Source organism: Nonomuraea sp. NPDC050663, assembly GCF_044456985.1.
Classification (GTDB): Bacteria; Actinomycetota; Actinomycetes; order Streptosporangiales; family Streptosporangiaceae; genus Nonomuraea.
In genome coordinates this window covers 432697-457059 of the sequence record NZ_JBITGL010000004.1, presented here as the reverse complement: position 1 = coordinate 457059, position 24363 = coordinate 432697, and the positions used below count along the sequence as shown (strand labels likewise).

The following is a 24363-nucleotide window of genomic DNA, read 5'->3' as shown; positions in this document are numbered from 1 at the left end:
TATCTGGGAAACTGACAGAAGGGGGCAGGGTGGCCGAGGCTGACAAGCATGGTCCCTCAGTCGCTCTTATCGAAGAGTGCCGAGCGGATATCCTCGCCAGGTACGAGCAGGATCTCGAGGCCGTAGGCAGCGTGCTCGTCCGTGACCCGCACGCAAGAGCCCAGGTCATCGCCAATGCCAACCAAATCCTGACAGATATCGCGGCCGCGCTCAGCACGGATCTTCCTCAGTCGGACGAAGCATTCCGCTTCCTGTCCTGGGACATCGGCCTGACCCGGGCGGCCGCCGGCGTACATCCGAAGGAATCCCTCCTGGCCGCCTCGGTCTTCTTCCGCGCCGCCTTCTCGGTGCTGAGCAAGCGCCTCCAGGGCGACTCGGAGACCGACCGCCTGCTGAGGCACGTGGTCAACACGCTGGAACAGTCGGTCTCCATAAGGATCAGGGAGGCCGCCACCAGCTACGCAGGGTTCCTGCTCAGCAAGGTGCACGAGGCGCACGTGGCGGAGCGCGGGCGCATCGCCCGCGAGCTGCACGACCGCATCGGGCAGAGCCTGAGCGTCGCCCACCGGCAGGCCGAGTTGTCGGTCATGTACCGCACCACCGACCCGGCCAAGGCCATCGCGAAGATGGAGCGCACCCAGGAGGCCATCCGCGAGGCCATGTGGCGCCTGCGGCAGCTGACCTCCGACCTCCATCCCCTGGAGCCGATCCAGAGCCTGGAGAAGGCGCTGCTGGCCCATCTCGAGACCATCGGCGCCGAGGATCTGCGTGCCGAGCTGGTGGTCAACGGGGACGAGGTGTGGGCGACGCCGGCCATCTCCGAGGAATGCCTGCTCATCCTGAGCGAGGGCATCCGCAACGCGCTCAGCCACGGCAAGCCGTCGGCCATCTCCATCAGGGTCGACATCGCGCCGCACGAGCTGCGCGCCTCGGTGGCCGACGACGGCCGCGGCTTCGACGTCAACCGGCCCTCTGACCGCCACAGTCTCGGGCTGGCCTCCATCCAAGAGCGTGCCGCCCTGCTGGGCGGCATGGTCACCATCAGCAGCGAGGTGGGGCGAGGCACCAGGATCGATCTCGCCGTGCCGTTACCGGGGTCCGTAGATGAGCCAGGCTGACCGTCCCATCTCCATCGTGCTGGTCGACGACCACGCGCTGTTCCGAGAAGGGGTGCGTGAGATCCTGGAGGCGCAGGGAGACCTGGTCGTCGTGGGGGAGGCCGGCACGTCGGCCACCGCGCTTGAGCTGATCTCGCAGAAACGCCCCGATGTCCTCCTGCTCGACGTCGAGATCCCCGGTGGCTCCGCGGCGCACACCGTCACCCAGGCCCGCGCCCTGTCGCCGAGCACCCAGATCATCATCCTCAGCATGTACGACGGGCCGCATCTGCTCCGCCAGCTGCTGCAGGCAGGCATCCGGGGATACCTCCTCAAGACCGTGCACCGCTACGAGCTGGTGTCGGCGATCAGGAGCGTGCACTTCGAACCCGACCGCCTCATCCTGGTCGTCTCGCCGGAGAGCCTGGCCCAGATGGAAGGCGCGCCGTCCGACGTGCTGACCAGCAAGGAGCGAGAGGTGCTGGAGCTGGTGGCCCAGGCCCTCAGCAACAGGCAGATCGCCTCCCGGCTGAACACCACGGAGGCCACGGTCAAGCGCCACCTGCGCAACATCTTCGTCAAGCTCGGAGCCGCCTCCCGCATCGACGCCGTCAACCGCGCCATCGACGCCTCGCTGATCACCCCCACGAGGTGACCCTGCCCGCCCCCTGACCGTCGCGCCGACCACCCCAGAAGCGGCTCGCGGCGATTCTTCGGGCCCGCGACCCCTGCCTATCGTGAAAATGTGAACACCGAGGCTTTGATCGCGAACATCCTGCCCCCCTGGGCGATGGCCGTGGACACCTTCGAGGACCACGCGAACGTCCGGCTCTTCCCCGCGGAGGCCGAGGTGATCAGCAGGTCCGTCGCCAAGAAGCGCGCGGAGTTCGCGACAGCACGGATGTGCGCGAGGAAGGCCATGGAGTCGCTCGGCGTGCCTCCGCAGCCGGTTCTGCCCGGCGTGCGTGGCGAACCCCAGTGGCCCAGAGGCGTCGTCGGCAGCATCACCCACTGCACCGGCTACCGCGCGGCGGTGGTCGGATCGAGTGCCGAGGGCCTGACGATCGGCATCGACGCCGAACCCGACAAGGGCATCTCGACCGGCGTGCTGGAGGCGATCTCCAAGCCCGAGGAGCGGGCCGCCATCCGGCGGCTGGCGCGCGAGCACCCCGGGCCCTCCTGGGACCGCCTGCTCTTCAGCGCCAAGGAATCGGTCTACAAGGCCTGGTTCCCCCTGACCAAACGCTGGCTCGACTTCGAGAGCGCGACGGTGACGTTCGACCCCGTGCGCGGCACGTTCTTCGCCCGGCTGCTCGTGACCGGGCCCAGCGTCATGGGCCGGCCGCTGACCGGCTTCAGCGGCCGCTGGATGGCCAGCCAGGGGCTGGTCCTCACCGCCATCGCCATCTCGGCGCGCTCCGACAGGGCGCTGCAGCGGATCTGATCCACCCCTTCGGTCACCGCCCCGCCCACGCCCGCGGAGGGAAGCATGTTGAGGAAGGTCCTGATCGCCAACCGCGGTGAGATCGCCGTACGGGTGGCGCGTGCCTGCAGGGATGCCGGACTGGCCAGCGTGGCGGTCTACGCCGAGCAGGACCTCGACTCGCTGCACGTCAGGATGGCCGACGAGGCGCACGCGCTGGGCGGCCAGTCGCCCGCGCAGACGTACCTGGACGTCGCGAAGCTGCTGCGGATCGCGGCACGGACCGGCGCCGACGCGGTGCACCCCGGCTACGGCTTCCTGGCCGAGAACGCCGACTTCGCCTGCGCCGTCATCGAAGCCGGCCTCACCTGGATCGGCCCGCCGCCCTCCGCCATCGCCGCCCTCGGCGACAAGGTCCGCGCCAGGCACATCGCCGCCTCCGTGGGCGCGCCCCTGGCCGCCGGCACGAGCGAGCCCGTGCGGGGAGCGGCCGAGGTCGTCGCCTTCGCGCGGGAACACGGGCTGCCGATCGCGATCAAGGCGGCGTACGGCGGAGGCGGACGCGGGCTGAAGGTCGCCAGGACGCTGGAGGAGATCCTCGACCTGTACGACAGCGCCGTCCGCGAGGCCACCAAGGCCTTCGGCAGGGGCGAGTGCTTCGTGGAGCGCTACCTGGACCGGCCACGCCACGTGGAGACCCAGTGCCTGGCCGACAAGTACGGCGACGTGGTTGTCGTCAGCACGCGAGACTGCTCGCTGCAACGCCGGCACCAGAAACTCGTCGAGGAGGCGCCCGCGCCGTTCCTGACCGAGGAGCAGACCGAGATCCTCTACTCCAGCTCCAAGGCGATCCTGCGGGCGGCCGGCTACTCGGGCGCGGGGACGTGCGAGTTCCTCGTCGCCCGCGACGGCACGATCTCCTTCCTGGAGGTCAACACCCGCCTGCAGGTCGAACACCCGGTCTCGGAGGAGGTGACCGGCATCGACCTGGTGCGCGAGATGTTCCGCATCGCCGACGGCCAGCCGCTCGGCTACGGCGACCCGGAGGTGCGCGGCCACTCGATCGAGTTCCGCCTCAACGCCGAGGACCCCGGCCGCGACTTCCTGCCCGCGCCCGGCACCCTCACCGCCATGCGCGTCCCCTCCGGCCCCGGCGTGCGGGTCGACTGCGGCTACGAGGCCGGCATGACCGTCCCGCAGACCTTCGACTCCCTCGTGGCCAAGCTCGTCGTGACCGGGCGCACCCGTACCGAGGCCCTGGAGAGGTCCCGTCGCGCCCTGGCCGAGATGGAGATCGACGGCATGCCGACGGTGCTGCCCTTCCACCGCGCGGTCGTGACCGACTCCGCCTTCACCTCCGCTCCCTTCACCGTCCACACCTCCTGGATCGAGACGGAGTTCGCCAACACGATCCCGCCCTTCGCCGGATCGGGCGTGCTCGACGGGCCTGCGCCCTCACTTACTCGTGAGCGTGTCCTCATCGAGGTCGGCGGCAGGCGGCTGGAAGTGGTGATGCCCGCCCTGTCCGGCACCGCCGTACCGGCACCCGCGCGCCCGGCCTCGCGCCGGAGCGCCACCGGCGTCGCCACCCCGGCGGCCCGTGGAACCGCCGTGACCAGCTCGATGCAGGCCACGGTCGTGATGGTCGCGCGATGCGACGGCGACCTGGTCGAGAAGGGCGACCTCGTGGCGGTCATCGAGGCGATGAAGATGGAGCAGGCGATCACCGCGCACAAACCCGGCATGATCGCCCGCGTCGGGGTGAGCCCCGGGCAGACCATCGCCACCGGCGCTGTCATCTGCGAGATCCTCGACGTGTGAGCGGGTCGGGCCCACGGCGCAGGTAACCGATTCGACCAGGATGCGGATCACCGGTATATTTCCTTTCGCGGGCGCCGCTAGCTCAGTTGGTTAGAGCAGCTGACTCTTAATCAGCGGGTCCGGGGTTCGAGTCCCTGGCGGCGCACAGCGAGAAACCCCAGCTCGGTATATCCGAGCTGGGGTTTCTTTGTTCGAGGCCCGCCGTACTCGCCTGTCTGGGGGGTTGAGTAATCTCCAGCGTGCTCGTAGCGTGCTCGCGCGTATCCACGTCTCCACGTCGCCCTGAACGGTGTCGTTGCCCGATGGGCTGGTGATGGCGGCCCGGGTGAAGATCTGCTCCCGGGCTCCTTGCCTCCAGTCTGGGCGAGGCTCGCCATGTCCTCGCCGCCCGCCAGGAGGAGTTGAGAGACCGGGAGCTGGGCGTGAGGTGGCTGCGGGGTCAACGGTCGACCCGTCTCCGCGGCGTTGCCGCGGCTGTCGGCATGATCCCGGGTGCCTCGCTCGCCCTCTTGGCCTTCCTTCTTGCCCGCCTGGGCGGTTAGCGGGTAGCGCGGGGCGGACGAGCGAGCGTGACGCATTCTGTACGTTCCGCTGATTCGTGCCTGGTCGGCACGCCCCTACCGGCTGTCGCGCACCGGCCGGAACCAAACCGTCGCACGGGTACTGGAACCTGACACCAGACTGGTGCCGTCGGGCTGGAAGGGCGGCTCCCAGGCTCGGCAGTGGCGATTACAGGCCCAACCCGAGGTGGTGGTTGATCTTCTTCACCATGCCGGCATGCCCACGAGGCACAGAGCGAAGAGATCGAGTTGTCGGTTGTGCGCTCTGCAGAGAAGGCTTGCGCGGTCACTGGCCTTGGTGTGTGATCCAGCGGGCTCGTGCCAAGGCGCGCGGCTGACGCGGTAGAGCCGCGCACGCTCATCGATGTTCCAGCTTGCTCGTGGAGAGCTCTCGGAGGGCTCGTGCCAAGGCGCGCACGCCGGTATCGAGCTCCTCCTCTGTCACGGTCAGCGCCGGGCGGAAGCGCAGGCTCCTTTCGCCGCAGGGCAGCAGCAGGACGTTGTGCCGGGCATAGAGGCTCTCGGCGACCTGGTCGCGAAGCTCCCGCGAAGGCAGGTCGACGGCGCAGAGCAGACCTCGGCCGCGAGCGTTGCTGACCAGCCCGGGGAACTCGCCTTCGAGCAGGATCAACGACTTTTTCAACCGCTCCCCGAGATCGACGCTCGCCTCAATGAGCCCCTCACGCTCGATGATCTCGAGGATGCGGGTGGCGCGGACCATGTCAGTGAGGTTGCCCGCCCAGGTGGAGCTGATCCTCCCGGGCAGGGCGAAGGCGTTGTCGGGCACGAGGTCCACCCGGCGACCACCCATCACGCCGCAGACCTGGGTCCGCTTGCCGAACGCGACGAGGTCCGGTTCGAGGCCGAGCTGCTGATGGGCCCACACCGACCCGGTGGCGCCACAGCCGGTCTGGACTTCGTCCAGGACGAACAGGATGTCGTACTCGTGGCACAGCGCCTGCATGGCCTGCAGGAACTCCGCCCGTAGATGGATGTCGCCGCCCTCGCAAAGGATCGGCTCCGCGATGAAGCACGCGATATCGTCGCCCTGCTCGAGCTCGCGGCGGGCCTGCGCGAGAGCGCGCGTCTCGGCGCCCACGATCTGCGGCAGGTGATGCTCAATGGGGAAGCGGACCCCGGGGGTCGGCAGCCGGGGCCAGTTCCACCGGGGGAAGAGCGCGGTCTTGCTCGGGTCGGTGTTGGTGAGGGACATGGTGTAGCCGCTGCGCCCGTGGAAGGCATGCGTAAGGTGCAGTGCCCGGTAGTTGATGTCGCGCCCGCCACCGCTCCGCCTTCCCTTCCAATCGAAGGCCACCTTCAGCGCGTTCTCGACGGCGAGCGCTCCGCCGTCGATGAAGAAGAGGTGCGGCAGCTCGGCGATTCCCAGCACGCGGGAGAAGACGTCGACGAAGGCCGCGTATTCCGTGGTGCCGATGTCGCAGTTACTGGTCTTCTGTACGGCTGCGCGTCCGAGCCGGCGAACAAAGTCCGGATCATCGATGAGGCCGGGATGGTTCATGCCCAGCGGCAGGGAGGAGAAGAAGGTGAAAAGGTCGAGGAACCGTCTCCCGTCGCGCTCGTCGATCAGCCATGGGCCGCGGCTGAGCGTGAGGTCGACGACGATGTCCCAGGTTGGGGCCGGCAGGTGCCGTGAAAGGATGCCGGGAACCTCGGATGGGGCGATGTTCATCTGCTTTCCTCCTGCGAGGGAAGGGTGTTGGTGGTCAGCGCATAGTGGACGAGCTCGGCGCGGCTCTGGACGTTGAGCTTGCAGCGGACGTGCAGCACATGCCGTTCGACGGTCCTGACCGAAATGCAGAGCTTCTCAGCGATCTCCCGCTGGGTGTGTCCCTGCGCCACCAGCCGAACCACGTCCGACTCCCGTTCGGACAGACGGGTTTGGGGACCGGCGGCCGGAGGGTCGCAGAAGATCTGGGCCGCTACGGAGGGCTGGATGTATCGCTCGCCGGAGGAGACGTGTGCCACCGCGGCCCGCACGTCGGCCTCGCGGGCCATGAGATCTATGAAGCCGGTGGCGCCGGACGCAAAGATCTCGCGGACCCGTCTGGCGTCCGCCTGGGCGTCCACAACCAGCACGTTCAGGTGGATGCCGGTACCGAGGTCCTGCAGCAGTGGGGCCAGGTCCGAGGCCGAACGGTCCCGGAGGTCGAACAGGAACGCGTCCGGCTCTGTCCCGGCCTGCTCGGTCACCTCCTGCCAGGTGGCCGCCTGGCTGACGGTCGCCCCGGACGGTTCCCCCGACAGTATGTGGGCGAAGCCCGCCCGGATCACGGAGACTTCCGAGTAGACCAGCACGCGGAAGGGCGCGGACTCCTCGCCGGTTCCCACGCTCGGCCCCTGTCTGGTCTTCCGCTCGGTTGCGGGTTTGCGTCGTGATCGCATTGCCTCACGATGGCACCAGCCGATTTCACTTGAATGTCTCTCTCAGTCGATGGTTGAAATCGGACCGCTGAAACGCAGGGCGCGGGTCAGCCCGGCAGCGACGGCCAGCAGGAGGCTCGCGAGGGCGAGGCCGGTCATGCCCCCGCGCCCGCCGGCCGTCTCAAGGAGCACTCCGATCGCGATGGGCCCGATGGCGCTGCCCGCCGATCCCAGCAGGCGGCCGGCGGCGTTGACGCGCCCGATGAGCTCGTCGGGCACCACGGTCATCTGGAAGGAGCTGACCGCGACGTTCCAGATCGCGTTGGCGGCACCGGTGCCGGCCGCACCGATCATGACGAAGGCGGGGTGAGGCGCCACGGCGGCCAGCGCGGCGCACGCGCCCCACACCCAGGGGCTCCCCAGCACGACCAGGCGTAGCGACAGCCGCCGGGTGACCTTCCCAGCCAGAAGGGACCCGGTCAGGCCGCCGATGGAGAAGCCGAGGAGGATGACGCCGATGCCGGTCGCCGTCGTGCCCTGCTCACTCGCGATGACGATCACCGCCAGCGGCATCGCCACGAGGATCATGTTCGTGACCGGCACCATCAGGCTCACCGCGCGAAGGAAGGAGTGGGCCCAGAGCCAGCGGAACCCCCTGGTGGCTTCTTCGACAAAGCTGCGCCGCGCGTGAGAGGGGGACTGCGGTTGTTGGAACCGCCCGCGGGTGAGCACGGTCGTGATCAGGGAGATGAGGTAGGTGAGCGCGTCGCCCGCGAAGGGGAGCGCACGCGACAGGTCGAACAGGGCCCCGGCGGTGGGCCGGGCGAGGAACGCCGCTCCGAAGGTCCGGACCTGCGTGGCGGACATGGCGGCCGCGTACTGGTCCTCGGCCACGACGTTGCGCACCGCTCCCAGCTCGGCGAGCCGGTGGAAGACACTGAAGGTGCCTTCCAGGAACGCCACCACCGCGAGCTGTGGCACGCTGATCACGCCGAGCATGTAGGCCACGACGATGCTCGCCACGACGATCGCCCGCCCGGCGTCACAGACGATCATCAACGTCTTCCTGTTCCACCGGTCGACGTAGGCGCCGGCGGGCAACTGGACCAGGAGGTTGGGCGCCTGGTGGGCCGCCGCGACCACGCCCGCCATGATGGGTGAGCCGGTAAGCGCGAGGACCAGCAGAGGGTAGGCCGTCAGCGACAGCATCGAACCGAACTGGGACAGGGCCGCCCCCGTCCAGATCAGGTTGAAGTCGCGGTTGCGGTAGAGGGGCGGCGATTGTTCGGCGCCGGTGTGCGTCACGTCACTGCCGATCCGGTCGGCTGCCCGTCGAGGCGGGCCGCCAGCGCCCGAATGGTCTCCAACTCCATGACGTCGGCCCCAGAGATGTCCAGGTTCCGTTCGACGGCGCGGGCGGCGATCCGGATGGCGCTGATGGAGTCGCCGCCGACCTCGAACAGGTTGTCGTCAGGGCCCACGTCCTCGCCGAGCACCTCCCGGAAGATCTGCGCGAGCAGGTGTGTCACCCCGGAGGCCTCGCGCTCCTTGACCATCGTGTGCTCGGCGAGGGTGCTGAGGACGTTCACGTCCAGCTTGCCGTTGGGGAGCTTCGGTAGCTCCTCCAGCAGCACGAGCCTGGTCGGTACCATGTGTCGCGGCAGAGTTTCGCGGGCGGCGGCGAGGACCCGTCCGGTCGTGCTGTCGTCGGGGTCCTTGACGCACACATATCCCACGAGCCGCTCCTCGCGGATGATCGCAACCGCGTCGGTGACGCCGGCGGCGCTGCGCAGCGCGAACCCGATCTCGTCCAGCTCGATCCGGAACCCGCGCAGCTTGGCCTGATTGTCGTCGCGACCCAGGAAAAGGAGCTCGCCGTCGGCCAGCCAGACCGCACGGTCGCCGGTGGCGTACATCCTCGCGCCCGGCGGGCCGAGCGGGTCCGGGAGGAAGGCCGCCGCCGTCTCCCGCGGGCGGTGGAGATAGCCCAGAGCGAGCGGGACGCCGCCGATGTAGAGATCTCCGGAGACGCCGATGGGCGCGAGATCATTGTCCGATGCGCGGACGTACAGCCGGGTACCGGCCAGCGGGCGACCTATCGGGATCGGACCGTCGAGCACCTCGGCAGCCGGGTAGCACGTGTGATGGGAGACGTCGATCGTGGCCTCCGTCGGGCCGTAGACGTTACGCAGCGGTACGGCGAGTCGTTCGAACATCTGCCGCACGACCCGCCCGTCCAGTTGCTCGCCCCCGCACACGACCTGCCGGACGTCCCGGCACCGGCCGAACTCCGCCAGTGACACCCACAGGCGCAGGGCAGTGGGCACGGTGGCGAGCACCGTCACGCGCTGTTCGGCCGCCAGCGCCAGCAGCTTGGCGGGAGCGAGCTCGGCGCCCTGCGGGGCCATTACCACCGTGCCGCCGGCGGCCAGCGGCGGGTAGAGCTCGATGCCGAAGGCATCGAAGCTCGGGGTCGAGGACGCGAGCACGCGATCATCGCCCGCGATCCCGAATTCCTCGTTGAACCAGAGGACGTAGTTGAGCAGCGAGCGGTGGGACACCATCGCGCCCTTGGGCCGCCCAGTGGAGCCGGAGGTGTAGATGGTGTAGGCGATATCGTCGAGGGCGGGCCCCCCGGGGGCGGGCGCTTTCGGATCCACGGGCAGCTGATCGGGGCCGATGACATGACCGTCGAACCCGTCAGGCACGCATCTGCCAGCCGTGAGCATGATGCTCGCGCCGCAGTCCGCCAGCATCATGGCAATGCGGCCGGGCGGGTACGAGGGGTCCAAGGGGACGTACGCAGCGCCCGCCTTCAGGACAGCGAAGAGCGCGACGACCAGCTCGACCGAGCGCGGCAGCAGCACGGCCACCACGGATCCGGGGCCTGCCCCGTGCTCGCGCAGTGTGCGGGCCAGCAAGTCGGTGCGCTTGTCGAGCTCGCCATAGGTGAGGTATCCATCTGTCGCCCACACGGCGACCGCGTCGGGCCGCGTCTGCGCGTGCCCCCGGACAATCCCGCACAGGTCGAGACCGGAGTGCTCTGCCGGCGGCGGCCCTTCGGCCCACGTCTCGATCATGGACCTCTCCGAGGCCGGGAGTAAGCGCACTCCCATGACGGGCCGATCGGCCGAGTCGATGACGTTTTCGATGAAGGTCCGTACGTGGCCGGCCATCCGCTCGGCGTCGGCCGGGCTCATCCGGTCCAGCGCGTACTCCAGGGCCGCGCCCACCCTCGATCCGTTGTCCAGCACCGCGTAGGCGAGGTCGTATTCGGCCGCGCCGCGGTCAAGCGCGCCGAGGGGCTCGACGATGAGGCCTGGCATGCCGTTCAGGACCGCCTTGCTCTCCTGGCTGCAAACCACCCGGATGGCGGGCAGCTTCACGCGGTCGTGCCGGAGCTCGCGGTGGACATGGTCGAGCGGGACACGATGATGGTCAGCAGCGTCCAGCACCGCGTCCCGCGTCCGGCCCATCAGCTCCCGGAAGGTCGTCGTGTCGCTGATCGGCGGGGCCGGGACACCGAGCAGGTTGATGAAGAGCCCGACGGCGCCCTGGAAACGCTCGTCGGCGCGGTTGGCATGCGGCACTCCGATCAGCAGGCGGTCGTCGGCTCCGTAGCGCCGCAGCACGACGGCCAGAGCCGCGAACATCGCCATGAAGACCGTTCCCCCGCAGTCGGCGCTGAGTGCGCGGAGGGCAGCTGTGCGCTCCGGAGAGAGCATGAACTCGTGCCTACCGCCCGCGCCGGTGCGGCGGGGCGCGGGCGAGAGGCTCATCGGCAGGGTCACCGCCTCGCCGGCGATGGGCAGGCGCGCCGCCCAGTAGGCGAGGTCGGCCGCTACCTCGGGGCTGGCGAGAATCTCGCGCTCCTCGGCTGCGTAGGCGCTGTACGGCACGGCCTGCCCGAGAGCGGGCGACTCGTTCGAGAGCGCCTGCCCGTAGGCGGCCGCCAGGTCCCGCAGCACTATGTCCAGCGACCATCCGTCGCAGGCCAGGTGATGCGTTACTACCACGAGCACCGCACGGTTGGGTCCTTCGCGCAGCACCCGCACCCGCAAAAGCGAGCCGGCGCCAAGGTCAAAGGGCTCCTTGGTCCAGGCTTCGGCGACTGGACGCCAGGACTCGCCCGTGACCTCCCCCGTCACGACCGCGAAGTCCGCCGCCCGCGCCGGCAGGGCGACCGCCTCCGTGCCCAGATACCGCGTGCGAAGCGCCTCGTGCCGCGCGACGAGGGCGTCGGCCGCGGAGCGCAGGGCGGAGATGTCCAGCCGTCCGGAGAGCCGGAAGGCGAAGCCGATGTGGTAGGCGGGCAATCCTTCCATCAGCTGCGCCTGGGCCCACACCCCTCGCTCCAGCACCGACAGGGGGCGAGCGCTTGGCCGAGACGCTGCGGGCGCGGAACCTGCTTCCAGGTGCGCGGCCAGCGCGCCCACTGTCGGCCGCTCGAAGAGCGTACGGATGAGGACGTCTCTCCCGGTGCGTTGCGACAGGAGGCCGGCCGCCGAGACGGCGAGCATCGAGTCGCCGCCGAGCAGGAAGAAGTGGGCGTCGGGTCCGAGCGGGCCGGTGCCAAGCACTTGCGCGAACACCTCTGCTACGACGTTGAGTTCGCTCGTTGTCATCCAGGCCTCCGGGCGGTGGGCAGATCTTTCCAACCATCTAAAGGCGCGTCGCGGGCGGGCGAATCAGGGTGTCCTGCGGATCCCCGCGGCGGTCATCACCGGGCGGCGGTGCGGGAAAACCCGCGGCCGTTCTGTGGGTTCCCCCCGATTTCACGGCAAGGCCGGATCTGAAGACTCGGAGCGGCCCACAAGCCTGATGTGCCGTGATGAGGGGGTCGGCCGGAATGATTGATACCGAGGCGGCGGAGAGAACCGCGCTGTCGTTCGAGCAGGAGCGCCTGTGGCTGCTGGAGCAGTTGCACCCCGGGCGTGCGGCTCTGAACGTCCCGATGACGGTGCGGCTTCGCGGTGAGCTGAACGTCGTGGCTCTGCGTGCCGCGCTGCAGGTGGTCGTGCGCAGGCATGAGCCGCTGCGCACGATCTTCCACCGCGGGGACGATCCGAGCGCGCTGATCCTGCCGCACGTCGAAGTCGAGTTGCCCGTGGTGGAGCCGCCCGCCGGAGGCGATTGGCGGCAGGTGGCGCAGGAAGCGGTGGCCCGTCCGTTCGACCCGACCCGGCCGCCACTGTTCCGCGCCATGTTGATCAGAGTGGGTCTCGCCGATCACGTCTTCGTGCTCGTGGCGCACCACGCGGTCCTCGACCGGTGGTCGTTGTCCCTGCTTTTCCAGGAGCTGGCCCTGCTCTACCGGCCGGACGGCACCCGCGGCGCGGAGCTGCCGCCGCTGCCCGCGCGCTACCGCGACTACGTGTCGATGCAGCGCCGGTCCGGCGACGAACTGGCCAACGGCGTCGCGTACTGGCGTGACACCCTCAGCGGGGCGCACGCGCTGGAGATTCCCACCGACCGGCCCCGGCCCGCGGTTTCCCGGCACCGTGCGGATACGGTGGCCACACTGCTGCCTGCCGGGTTCGAGGAGTCCCTGGGCAAGCTCGCCCGGCGCATGCGCGCCACCCCTTTCATGACCGTGCTGGCCGCCGTCAACGTCGTGCTGGCGCGCTGGAGCGGCGAGACGGATCTGAGCCTTGGCACACCGGTCGTCACCCGGACCCGGACCGAGTTCGAGCCGCTGATCGGGATGTTCCTCAACAACCTGGTGATGCGGAGCGACCTGTCAGGTTCCCCGACCTTCCCCGAGCTGGTCGGCCGGGTGCGCAAGACGGTGCTGGGTGCCTTCGCTCAGCAGGGCGCCCCCTTCTCTCACCTGGTGCGGGAGCTGCGGCCGCGGCGCAGCCCGAACCGCACGCCATTCTTCCAGGTGGCGTTCAACATGCTCAACGTGCCGGCGATCCTGCCGGACCTGCGCGACCTGGAGTGCGTGGAACTCCCGCCGCCGGCCGGCGGCGCGCACTATGACCTGTCGCTGTACTACGAGCCCACGCCGCGAGGGACCGAGCTCTCCGCCGTGTTCGACGCCGATCTCTACCGGCAGGACACCATGCGGAGCATGCTGGAGGAACTCGTGGCCTACCTGGGCCAGCTGATCGAGGATCCGGAGCGTCCGATCGGCGCGCCGTCCCTGGTGACGGCCTCCGCGAGGGAAGTACTGCCCGACCCCGCAGCACCGCTGAAGCTGCCCTGGCCCGGCACGGTGCCCCAGCTGATGGGCGAGCGGGCCGCGGCCGCCCCCCATCGCGTCGCGGTGCGCAGCGAGCAGGGCGAGCTGACCTATCGGGAGGTGGACTCGGCGGCCGATCGCGTGGCCGCCCACCTGCTCGACAGCGGCGTCGGCCCAGGGGACAGCGTGGCGATCCTGGCCTCGCGGCACGCCGACCTGGTCGCGGCGCTCATGGGGACCATGCGCGCCGGCGCCGCCTTCATCGTGCTCGACCCGGCCCACCCGCCGGCCAGGAACCGGGCTCAGGTGGAGCGCGCGAAGCCCGTTGCGCTGCTGGCGACCGGCGGCGTCACCGTACCGGAAGGTCTTGAGCCGCCTCTGGTCGACTGCTCTGGTGCGGAGTACGGCAGGCATGACCGGCCCGAGCTCGGCGCCGATGATCGGGCCTACCTGGCATTCACCTCGGGGTCCCAAGGGTCTCCCAAGGCGGTCATCGCAAACCACGGCTGCCTGACCCGGTTCCTGCCGTGGACGGCGGAGAACTTCGGCATCGGGCCAGAGGACCGCTTCAGCGTGCTGTCCGGGCTCGGGCATGACCCGCTGCACAGGGACGTCTTCACGCCCCTGGCCCTGGGGGCCCAGCTGGTGATCCCCAACCCGGCGCGGCTGAGCGTCCCCGGCTGGCTCGCGGACTGGTACGACCGAGAGCAGATCACGGTGACCCACCTGACCCCGGCCACGGCCGCGGTCATCGTGGGCGGCGCTGGAGCGGAGCGGGACCCGATCAAGCACCTGCGCCTGGCCTTCTTCACCGGAGAGCCGCTGAGGCGCAGTGAGCTCGCCGCCTTCCAACGGTTGTTCCCGAACGCGCGCTGCGTCAACTCCTACGGCACGACGGAGACCTCAAGGGCCGTGGCCCTGCGCGAGGTGTCGGCCGTCGAAGCAGAGGAGTGGCAGATCGCGCCCCTGGGCCGTGGCATTCCGGGGGTCCAGCTCCTGATCCTGGCCGGTCACGGCGGCCTGGCAGGCGTCGGCGAGCTGGGCGAGCTGTGCTTCCGCAGTTCCTGCATCGCCGACGGCTATCTGGACGGCGACCAGGGAGGATTCGGGAGCAACCCGGTCACGGGCCACCTGGACGACCGTATCTACCGGACCGGCGATCTGGGCCGCTACACCGCCGACGGCGAGATCCTGCTCGTCGGCCGCCGTGACGAGCAGGTCCAGATCAGAGGCTTCCGTGTCGAGCCGCGCGAGGTGCAAAGGGCGCTTGAGGAACACGAAGGCGTGAACCGGGGCGTGATCGTGGTCCGCACGGCCGGCCTGGAGGAGCCAAGGCTGGCGGCGTACGCCGAACCGGTGGACGGCTGGCAGCTCTCGGAGGGCACCCTACGCGGGCACCTGCGCCGACGGCTGCCGGAGGCGATGATCCCCGCCGAGATCACGGTCGTCGACCGGCTGCCCGTCACCCCCAACGGGAAGATCGACAAGGCCCGGCTGCCTGAGGCCGTCGCGGACCGGATCGTCGCGGACCGGACCGCCACCTCGACGCCGCCGCGCTCCCCGCTGGAGATCGCCATCGCCGACCTTTGGGCCGAGCTGCTGGCGGTCGGGACGGTCGCGGCCGAGGACAACTTCTTCCACCTGGGCGGCCACTCGGTGCTGGGGATCCGGTTCCTGTCCAGGCTGCGGGCCAAGCACGGCGTGACCCTTTCATTGGTCGAGCTGTTCGAGCACCCGACCGTCGCCGAACTGGCGGCGATCGTGTTCCGCCGGCTCACCGACTCGGCAACTGGGAGCCACCATGACCGACATTCATGACGATCTCGACTGGGTGAAGCGTGCGGCAGCCGAGGAACGCCTGATGGCGCTCATCGCTCCAGCCGCGGAGCTGAACCGGGAGCCGCTCCCGGACCGGGTGCCCGCCACCTCCGCGCAAGCGCGCCTGCACTTCCTCGACCAGTTGGAGCCAGCAGGGCGTAGCTACCGGATCCCCTTGGTGCTCCGGATCAAGGGCGACCTGGACGCCGCCGCGCTGGTGGAGGCGATCGGCTACGTCGTCCAGCGGCACGACAGCCTGCGCTCGGTGCTGCGGGCAGAGGAAGGAACCGTCTGGATGGACGTGCGCCCTTTCTCCGAAGCGCACGACGTCGCGGTGGTGGACGTTCCCGCTCCTCGCGACGGCTGGAGCGAGGATGAGGTGGTACGGCTGGCCCAGCGGGAAGCCCTACGGCCCTTCGATCTGGGTGCCGGGCCGCTGTTCCGGGCCACGCTGTTCCGCCTCGCCGACGACGATCACCTGCTGGTGTGCTGCATGCACCATGCTGTGGCCGACGCGTGGTCGGTCGGGGTCCTCTACACCGACCTGGCCATGGCCTACGACGCGGTGCGGTCCTCGACGGAATCCGGATTGCCCGCCCTGTCACCGGGATACCGGGAGTATGCCCTTCGGCAACGCTGCTGGATGGAGAGTCCGGAGGCCGAGGCGAGCCTGGCCTACTGGCGCGAGCACCTCCGGGACGCCCCGGCGGCCCTCTCCCTGCCCACCGACCGCCGCCGTCCCTCACGCCGGGAGCATCGCGGCGAGCGGGTGCACCGAAGGCTGCCCCCCACGCTGTGCGCGGCGCTGGAGGAGCAGGCCACGGCGAGCGGCAGCACACTCGCCACCGTGATCCTCAGCGCGTTCGCGCTGGTGCTGCACCGGTGGTCCGGGGACCCGAGCGTGGTCGTCGGGATGCCGACGGCCGGTCGCACCCGCCTGGAGTGGGAGCCGGTCATCGGGCTGTTCTCCAGCACGGTGCCCATCCACCTGGACTTCACGCGGGTCGAGACCGTCCGGGACCTGCTGCGGAGCTCCAGGCAGGCGGTCGTGTCCGCCTTCGCCCACCAGGACGTCCCCTTCGAACGCCTGGTGGCTGACCTGGCTCTGCGGCCGGACCCTGGCCGGACGCCGGTCTACCAGGTGCTCTTCGCGATGCAGAGCGTCCCGGCGGCCAGAGCCGGGTTCGACGGCCTCGACGTGCAGTGGGTCCTGGTGCCCACCGGCGGCGCGAAGTTCGACATGTCCCTGCACGCGGCGCCGGACGCCTCGGGGATGGCCCTGGCCCTGGAGTACGACCTGGACCTCTTCGAGCCGGAGACGGCCCACGCAGTCCTCGACCAGGTCATTGAAGCCCTGCGCCGGGTGGCCGCCGAGCCCGACGCCGACGTGCGTACCGTGCCGCTCACCGGCGAGGCGGGCCCCGGATCCGCGATGGCGCAGTGGAGCAGCGGGCCGCGCCGGGCGCTGCCTGAGCGGACCATCTCCGAGCTCATCGCCGAGCGGACGGTCACCCGCGGCAACGCCGTGGCGCTGCGCCAGGGGGGCGAGTCGGTGACGTACGCGGAGCTGGGCGGCAGGGTGGACCGGCTGGCCGCCCGGATGACCGGAGTCGAGAGGGTGCGGGTGGGCGAGACCGTCGCGGTCCTGCTGCCCCGAGGGTTCGACCTGGTGACCGCGATACTCGCGACACTGCGGTGCGGTGGTGCCTACGTGCCGCTCGACGCTCGCTGGCCGGCCGACCGGCAGCGCCGGATCCTCCAGGAGTGCGGCGCACGGCTGCTGGTCACCTCGACACGCTTGCGCGACCGCCTCGGACCGTCCGGTGACCTCCAGGCCCTCTGCCTCGATGAGCCGTGGCAGGAGCAGGGCGACCTGCCGCCCTTCCCGGTGGCGGGCCTGGACGACCTCGCCTATGTGATCTTCACGTCCGGCTCCACCGGGGCGCCCAAGGGCGTGATGGTCGAGCATCGTGGCCTGCTCAACCACATCCTGTGGGCCATCGACGAGTTCCGGGTGGACGACGAGGACAGCGTGCTCCTGCAGACCTCCGTCGGCTACGACCTGCCCGTGCCGAACCTGTTCGCGCCGCTGGTCGCCGGCAGGACGCTGGTGCTCGCGGAGGCGGACGTGCCGGACGCGCTGGCCGGCGCGCGCGAGATGGCCGACGGCGGGTTCAGCTTCGTCAAGGTGACGCCCTCGCACCTGCGTGGCCTGCTGGCCGAACTCCCGGCGGCGTCCCTGCCCGGGGCGGCGCGGGCGCTGGTGCTCGCCGGTGAGGAACTGCGGGGCGACGACCTCACCGGCTGGGCGCGATCGGTCCCCGACCAGGTCGTCATCAACGAGTACGGCCCGGCCGAGGTGTCGGTGGCGTGCACGACCTTCCACGGGGTGGCCGCCACCTTCAGCTCCATGGCCCGCGTGCCGATCGGCGCGCCCCTGTGGAATGCCGACGTCCACGTGCTGGACGAACGGCTGCAGCCGGTGCCGCCCGGCGTACTCGGCGAGATCTACGTGGGCGGGACTGGCGTGGCGCGCGGCTACTACGGTCAGGCCGCGCTCACCGCCGACCGGTTCGTGCCGGACCCGTTCGCGGCCGAACCGGGCAGCCGGATGTACCGGACCGGCGATCAGGCGCGGCGGCGTCCCGATGGGATGGTGGTTTTCGCCGGGCGCGCCGACCAGCAACTCAAGATTCGCGGCGTTCGCGTGGAGCCGGGCGAGGTGGAGAACACGCTGCGCGCGCACGAGGACGTCTCGGAGGCCGCCGTGATCACCCGCGACGGCACCCTGCACGCTTACGTGGTGGCGGGCACCGCCTTCGACGGCGACGACCTGACCTCGTGGCTGGCCCAGCGGCTGCCGGAGCAGATGATGCCGGCGACGGTGACGGTCGTGGAGGAGATCCCGCTCACTGGCAACGGCAAGGTCGACCGCGTCGCGCTGGCGAGCGTGCCCCACAAGCAGCCCCGCAGATGGGACGCGCCCCGGCCGGCGACGCCGACCGAGCGGGCCTTGGCCGACCTGTGGCGCGAGGTACTGGAACTGCGGGCGGTCGGCCCGCTCGACGACTTTTTCACCTTAGGCGGCCACTCGCTGCGCGCCGTCGAGCTGGTGAACCGGATGACCGAGGCCTTCGGCACGCCGTGCCCGCTGCGCCTGGTGTTCGAGCGGCCCAGGCTGCGCGACCTCGCCGCCGCCGTCGAAACGCTGATCCGCGACCGCGTCGCGACGATGTCCGCTGCCGAGATCGAGCGGCACCTGAGGAATGGAGGACGAGATGCGCAGTCCTGCTGAGCACACATCAACCACGGAACAGCCCGGCGACCGGGAGCTCCTGCTGCAGCGAATGCTCGGCGGCGCCGCCCCCGACCCGCCCGTCCCCGACGACGCCGAGGCCGGCGCCCTGGCTCCGCTGTCCTACGGCCAGCAGCGGCTGTGGTTCCTGGACAGCGTGGACCCGACGGGGCGCGAATACCTCGTGCCGATCGTGTTGCGGCTGACCGGCTCCCTCGACCCGGGCGCGCTGCGGAAGGCCCTGGGCGACCTGGCCGAGCGGCACGACGTGCTCCGGACCAGGATCGTCATGGTCGGTGATGCCGCGTTCCAGGAGCCCGTCCCGGTGGCGGAGTGGCTGCTGCCGGTCAGCGACCTGTCCAGCCTGCCGGAGGAGGAGCGCCAGAGCGAGGCCTGGCAGCAGGTGAACGACATCGCCGACCGCTCCTTCGACCTGACCCGAGGCCCGCTACTGCGCAGCCGGCTGCTGCGGGTGGCCGAAGAGGAGTGGTGGCTGGTCCTGACGGTCCACCACATCGCCTTCGACGCGTGGTCGCGCGGGGTCTTCTTCCGCGACCTCGGCGAGGCCTACGCCGCGCGGATCGGGGGCACCGTGGCGTCGATCCGGCCCGTGCCGTACGCGGAGTTCGCCAGATCGCAGCGACGCCGCTTCGACGGGAGCAGATCTGCGGAGCACGTCGAGTACTGGCGCGGCAAGCTCTCCGGCGTCGCCCCGCTCGACCTGCCGGGCGATCGGCCGCGGCCTGCCGTGCGGGACTCCGCGGGCGCCTCCGCTCGGATCACGCTGGACCCGTCGCTGGTGGCCGAAGTGGGATCCCTCGCAGGCGCGCATTCGGCCACGCCGTTCATGGTCTACCTCGCCGCCTTCGGCCTGTTGCTGTCCCAGTACGCCGACCGCCGGGACATCGTCATCGGCACGCCCAGCGCGGGCCGCGACGACCCCCGCTTCCGTGACACGGTCGGGTTCTTCCTCAACACGCTGCCGCTCAGGCTCGACGTCGACGAGGCCGGCTCCTTCGCCGACCTGCTCACGCTGGCCAGAACGGCCACGGTCGAGGGGCTGTCGCATGGCGATGTCCCCTTCGAGTACCTCGTGGAAGCCGTCGGTGCCGAGCGCGACCCCAGCCGCCTGCCCGTCTGCCAGGTCATGCTGCTCACCGAGGAAGACGGCGCCGCCGCCCTGCCCGTGCTGCCCGGCCTGGCCGTCGAGGCCATGGGGTTCGACCGTGGCGTCGCCAAGGTCGACCTGTCGCTAGCCCTGCGGACCGAGGCGGACGGTGGCGCGACGGCGCTGATGCAGTACACCTCCGCCCTGTTCGACCCGTGGCGCGTCGAGCAGATGTTGCGCGGCCTGCGCCACCTGCTTCAACGGGTGACGGCAGAACCAGGACGGCCGCTGCGGGAACTGGACCTGCTGACGTCCTGCGACCGTGAGGTCATGGTCGGCGAGTGGAACGCCACCGAGGCCGACGGCGACGGTGTACGGGTCGAGGAGCTGTTCGACCGGCAGGTCGCCCGGACGCCGCACGCCGTAGCAGTGCAGTACGAGGACGACTTCCTCACCTTCTCCGAGCTCGACGCAGAGACCGACCGGCTGGCCGCCCACCTGCGGCAGAGCGGGGCAGGGCCGGACACGGTGATCGGCGTCCACGTGGCCCGTTCCCTCCAACTGCCCCTGAGCCTGCTGGCCGTGCTGAAAGCCGGCGCCGCCTACCTGCCGCTGGAGCCGGACCAGCCGGCCGAGCGCCTGGCCTTCATGTGCCAGGACGCCGGCGCCATCGCCGTGCTCACCGACAGGGAGCTCGACCCCGCCTTCGCCGCCACCCTCGGACCACAGGTCAGGGTCCTGCCGTGCGACCTGCCCCCGGCGGGCGACCCCCACACTCTGCCCGAGACCCCGCGCCGCGGTGGCGACCTGGCCTACGTGCTGTACACCTCGGGCTCCACCGGCCGGCCCAAGGGTGTGGGCGTCTCCCATCAGAGCATCTGCAATCGGCTGACCTGGATGCGGCGCTACTTCGGCATTGACGAGTCAGACGTCATCCTGCACAAGACCCCTACCAGCTTCGACGTGTCGATGTGGGAGCTGCTGCTGCCGCCGGTCACCGGAGCGCGCATGGTGGTGGCCAGGCCGGGCGGCCACATCGAACCCCAGTATCTCGCCAACCTCATGGCCGAGGAGCGGGTGACGACGGTGCACTTCGTGCCGTCCATGTTGCGGGCGTTCCTGGCCGAGGAGAGCTACCCTGGCAGCCTGTCCGGGCTGCGGCACGTCATCTGCAGCGGCGAGCAGCTCGAGACCGAGATGGCGGTGAGGTTCGCCGGACGCTTCGCGGCCGACCTGTACAACCTCTACGGCCCCACCGAGGCGGCCGTGGATGTCACGGCCTTCGCCTACCGGGGCGGTCAGGCGGCCACCGCCGTCCCCATCGGCCGCCCGGTCGACAACACCCAGATCTATGTGGTGGACCGGCAGTTCCGTCCGGTGCCCGTGGGCGTTCCGGGAGAGCTCCTGCTGGGCGGCGTGCAGTTGGCCCGCGGATATGTCGGCCGCCCCGGGCTGACGGCCGAACGGTTCGTGCCAGACCCCTTCGGCGCGGCTGGCGGACGCCTGTACCGGACCGGTGACCTCGTGCGCTACCTGCCCTCGGGCGACGTGGAGTTCCTCGGGCGGATGGACCGTCAGGTCAAGCTCCGGGGCATGCGTATCGAACCGGGCGAGATCGAGGCCGTGCTGCTGGCGCAGCCCGGGATCGAGGCCGCCGCAGTGGACCTGCGCGGCGGTCCGGGCGGCCAGCCGTGGCTGGTCGCCTGGGTCGTCTCCGCCGAACAGGATCGCGACTCCGTGGACCGGGCCCTGCGCACGGCCCTGCCCGGGCACATGGTGCCCGGAGCGGTGATGTTCGTGCCCGCCTTCCCGCTGACCGTGAGCGGCAAAGCCGACCTCGCCGCCCTGCCCGACCCGGAACCGGCCGGCGAGAGCGCGGCCGACTCCCGGCCTCCGCAGACCAGAGTGGAACGCGCGCTGGCCACGATCTGGGAGGAGATCCTGGGCGTCGAAGGCATCTCCGCGACCGACAACTTCTTCGACCTGGGCGGCAACTCGCTGACGGCGGTACTGACCGGGATGCGGATCCGGCAGGAGATGCACCGCAGCCTGCCCGTGGGCATGCTGCTGCAGCGGCCCACCATCGCCGAGCTCGCGGTCGCGGTCGGGGACGAGACCACGCTCAGGGACCGCGGCAGTCTGGTCCCGCTGCGGGCCTCAGGCAAGCTCCGGCCGATGTTCTTCGTGCACTCCCACGGCGGCCACGTGTTCGTGTACCACCAGGTGAGCCATTACCTGGACGCGAACCGTCCGGTCTACGCCCTACGGGCCCGAGGACTGGATGAGGGGGAGGAGCCGTTCGACCGCCTGGAGGACATGGCCGCCTTCTACATCAGCCTCATCCGCGAGGTGCAGCCACGCGGCCCGTACGCGCTGGCCGGCTGGTGCCTGGGCGGCGGCGTCTGCTACGAGATGGCCCAGCAGCTCAAGCGAGCGGGCGAAGAGGTCGACTTGCTGGGCATCATCAGCCTGAGCGCGGTGCAGGAGATGCCCGACTGGGAGGTCGAGGACGACTCCGCGCTGATGGGGTTCGCCCTGGCCGGCTACCTGCCGGATGCCAAGGATCACGCCGGACTGGACGGCCACCGGAACCCGCCGCTGGACATCGACCGCATGCACTCCATGGGCTTGGACGACCAACTGGAGTACGTGATGGAGCAGGCGCGCACGCACAAGCTACTGCGCCCCGACATCGACACCACCGACGAGGCGCGCCGGATGTTCGAGGTCTACCGGGCGCACCGTAAGGCGATGCTGGACTACACCTTCGAGCCTTACGACGGGCCGGTCGTCCTGTTCAAGGCCGAGCGCAACCACCTGCCCGACTCCCCCGAAGGGGATCTCGGCTGGTCCGCTCTCGCCAAGGGACCGCTCCACCTCCACCAGATCCCCGGGAACCACTTCCAGCTGCTGCAGGAGCCGAACGTACGGCGGATCGCCGCCAGGCTCGAGTCCTACCTGAAGGGAACGGCATGAGCGACATCTCCTTTGACGTAGTTGTCAATGACGAGGAGCAGTACTCCGTCTGGCAGGTGGGACTGCCCATGCCTGCTGGCTGGCGGCCGGTGGGCTGGCGGGCTTCCCGCCAGGCGTGCCTGGACTACATCGACGAGCATTGGACGGACATGCGGCCTCGCTCGCTGCGGATGAGGCAGGGCGGGACGGCGTGAGCTCTGACGACATCCGGGTGGCGGTGCTGGAGGAGTGCGCGTCGGTCCTGCCGGCGCCGCCCGCCCCGGACCTCACCTTCGTCATGGCGGGCGGCACGTCGCTGGGTGCGATGGACGTCGCCCGCCGGCTTCGGGTGCGGTCGGGCCGCGAGGTCCGGGCGGGTGACCTGCTGGGGTCGCTGACGCTCGCCGAACTCGCTGCCGAGATCACCGATCGGGCCGTCACCGGTACGGCGGCGCCCTCCTGGGCCGGGCTCGACCGCAGCCGGCTGCATCCCACGCAGCTCGGTATCTGGCTGGACGACGGCGGCGATGACCCGGCCCGGTACATCGAGCCGTTCTGCTTCGAGCTGTCCGGCCAGCTCGACGAGGAGCGCCTGGCGCGAGCTGTGGAGTCCGCGTCGGCGCGGCACCGCATCTGCTCGGCGGCGGTCGAATGCGGGGCGGGGCAGATACCGCAGCTCGTCCTGGGTGCTCACCGAATCACGCTGAGGGTCCATGACGGGCCGCCCGGCGGTGTGGTGAGCCAGCCGTTCGATCTCGCCGCCGATCCGCTGCTGCGCTGCGAGCTGTTCCGGCTGAGCCACCGCCGGTGGCTGCTGTTCCTGGTCTGGCACCACCTCATCGCCGACACCTGGACGGTTCGGCTCTTCCTGGACGCGGTCGCCGCAGCCTACGGCGGCAGACGGCTGCCAGAACCCGCGCCGCCGACCTACTGCGACCTGGCGGAAAGGGCCGCGGAGGAGTTCTCGGACGCCCAGGTGCGTGTGCGTGCCAAGGAGGTCGCGGCCGGGCTCGCCGGTGCCATTCCGTTGACGGGCGACCTGGACGCTCAACGCCCGTACGCTGCTCACGCCGGTTTCGGAGCCGAGCAGGTTGCCAGGATTCGGGCGCTCACCCGGAGCCTGCGGGTCACCCCGGCGGTCGGCTGGCTGGCCGTCGCCCAGTCGGCGCTGCGCCGGGTCACCGGCGTGGACGACCTGCTGATGGCGGTCACCGCGGATGGCCGCGCCAGTCCGGAGACGCAGGACGTGGCCGGCTGCATGGTCAACCCGCAGCTCGTCCGGGGGCTGTCTGGCGAGTCGGACTGCCGGGCTGCGATCCTGGCGTGCCGTACCGCCTTGGATGTCGCCCGTCAGAGTGAGGACGTGCCGTTCGGCGCCGTGGTGCGGGAGCTGCTGAGCGGTTCGAGGCGGCGGCCGCCTCGCTTCCCCGGGGTCTTCATCGGGTTCGACGAGAAGCTCCGCTTCCGGCTCGGGCCGGGAGTGGCGGCGGTGCGCCGCGGCGTGCCGCTCCAGCGGGCCAAGTACGACCGGACCGTGGTCTTCGAGGAGAACGCTGACGGGTCGGTGGAATGCATCGTGGAGTGCGTCACGCCCGCCGGGTCCGAGGACGTGGCGGGGACGCTGCTGGAGGCCGTCCGCGCTGAGGCTGGCAGGTTCGCGGCGGCCGGCCAGATCGCCACCTGAGCCTCGAGCCGGAAAGAGAAGTGGGGGGGGGGGGGG

The 24363-nt window shown here is 70.4% G+C and carries 13 protein-coding genes and 1 tRNA gene; 10 read left to right on the top strand and 4 right to left on the bottom strand.

Annotation, left to right across the window (positions count from 1 at the left end; translation table 11 throughout):
• Positions 1-131 precede the first annotated feature (131 nt).
• The 5 genes from ACIBH1_RS15315 to ACIBH1_RS15295 all read left to right on the top strand — a co-directional run bounded on the left by ACIBH1_RS15315 (position 132) and on the right by ACIBH1_RS15295 (position 4486).
• Positions 132-1118 (top strand): histidine kinase, encoded by a 987-nt coding sequence (locus tag ACIBH1_RS15315; protein ID WP_181612544.1) that lies wholly within the window; start codon positions 132-134, stop codon positions 1116-1118.
• Positions 1105-1752, top strand: a complete 648-nt coding sequence (locus ACIBH1_RS15310; RefSeq protein ID WP_397314349.1) for a response regulator — start codon at positions 1105-1107, stop codon at positions 1750-1752. Before ACIBH1_RS15315 ends, ACIBH1_RS15310 begins: the two co-directional genes overlap by 14 nt.
• A 90-nt stretch (positions 1753-1842) precedes the next feature.
• Positions 1843-2541 carry a 4'-phosphopantetheinyl transferase gene (locus ACIBH1_RS15305; RefSeq protein ID WP_397314348.1) on the top strand — a complete coding sequence of 233 codons (699 nt, stop codon included), beginning with the start codon at positions 1843-1845 and terminating at the stop codon, positions 2539-2541.
• A gap of 48 nt (positions 2542-2589) precedes the next feature.
• Complete coding sequence (locus tag ACIBH1_RS15300; RefSeq protein WP_397314676.1) at positions 2590-4341, top strand: acetyl/propionyl/methylcrotonyl-CoA carboxylase subunit alpha; 1752 nt, start codon at positions 2590-2592, stop codon at positions 4339-4341.
• Positions 4342-4412: 71 nt separating this feature from the next.
• Positions 4413-4486: transfer RNA gene (locus ACIBH1_RS15295), tRNA-Lys, on the top strand.
• Between the two features lie 773 nt (positions 4487-5259).
• Here the strand turns inward: ACIBH1_RS15295 and lat are convergent.
• The 4 genes from lat to ACIBH1_RS15275 all read right to left on the bottom strand — a co-directional run bounded on the left by lat (position 5260) and on the right by ACIBH1_RS15275 (position 11908).
• Entirely contained in the window at positions 5260-6591 is a 1332-nt protein-coding gene (gene lat, locus ACIBH1_RS15290; RefSeq protein ID WP_397314347.1) for an L-lysine 6-transaminase, read from the bottom strand.
• Positions 6588-7250 carry a LuxR C-terminal-related transcriptional regulator gene (locus tag ACIBH1_RS15285; protein ID WP_397314346.1) on the bottom strand — a complete coding sequence of 221 codons (663 nt, stop codon included), beginning with the start codon at positions 7248-7250 and terminating at the stop codon, positions 6588-6590. The genes lat and ACIBH1_RS15285 overlap by 4 nt, the downstream gene beginning before the upstream one ends.
• Before the next feature lie 96 nt (positions 7251-7346).
• Positions 7347-8588, bottom strand: coding sequence for an MFS transporter (locus tag ACIBH1_RS15280; protein ID WP_397314345.1), 1242 nt, complete (start codon positions 8586-8588; stop codon positions 7347-7349).
• Entirely contained in the window at positions 8585-11908 is a 3324-nt protein-coding gene (locus ACIBH1_RS15275) for an amino acid adenylation domain-containing protein (RefSeq protein ID WP_397314344.1), read from the bottom strand. Before ACIBH1_RS15275 ends, ACIBH1_RS15280 begins: the two co-directional genes overlap by 4 nt.
• 224 nt (positions 11909-12132) lie before the next feature.
• Here ACIBH1_RS15275 and ACIBH1_RS15270 point away from each other — a divergent pair, with 224 nt between their 5' ends.
• The 5 genes from ACIBH1_RS15270 to ACIBH1_RS15250 are packed head-to-tail and all read left to right on the top strand — an operon-like array spanning position 12133 to position 24327.
• On the top strand, positions 12133-15285 hold the full coding sequence (locus ACIBH1_RS15270; RefSeq protein WP_397314343.1) for an amino acid adenylation domain-containing protein: 3153 nt from the start codon (positions 12133-12135) through the stop codon (positions 15283-15285).
• Complete coding sequence (locus tag ACIBH1_RS15265; RefSeq protein ID WP_397314341.1) at positions 15269-18580, top strand: amino acid adenylation domain-containing protein; 3312 nt, start codon at positions 15269-15271, stop codon at positions 18578-18580. The genes ACIBH1_RS15270 and ACIBH1_RS15265 overlap by 17 nt, the downstream gene beginning before the upstream one ends.
• Complete coding sequence (locus ACIBH1_RS15260) at positions 18564-22664, top strand: amino acid adenylation domain-containing protein (RefSeq protein ID WP_397314339.1); 4101 nt, start codon at positions 18564-18566, stop codon at positions 22662-22664. Before ACIBH1_RS15265 ends, ACIBH1_RS15260 begins: the two co-directional genes overlap by 17 nt.
• Positions 22661-22858 carry an MbtH family protein gene (locus ACIBH1_RS15255; RefSeq protein WP_397314338.1) on the top strand — a complete coding sequence of 66 codons (198 nt, stop codon included), beginning with the start codon at positions 22661-22663 and terminating at the stop codon, positions 22856-22858. Before ACIBH1_RS15260 ends, ACIBH1_RS15255 begins: the two co-directional genes overlap by 4 nt.
• A complete protein-coding gene (locus tag ACIBH1_RS15250; protein WP_397314337.1) occupies positions 22855-24327 on the top strand; it encodes a condensation domain-containing protein in 1473 nt (490 codons plus the stop codon). Before ACIBH1_RS15255 ends, ACIBH1_RS15250 begins: the two co-directional genes overlap by 4 nt.
• Positions 24328-24363: the final 36 nt, after the last annotated feature.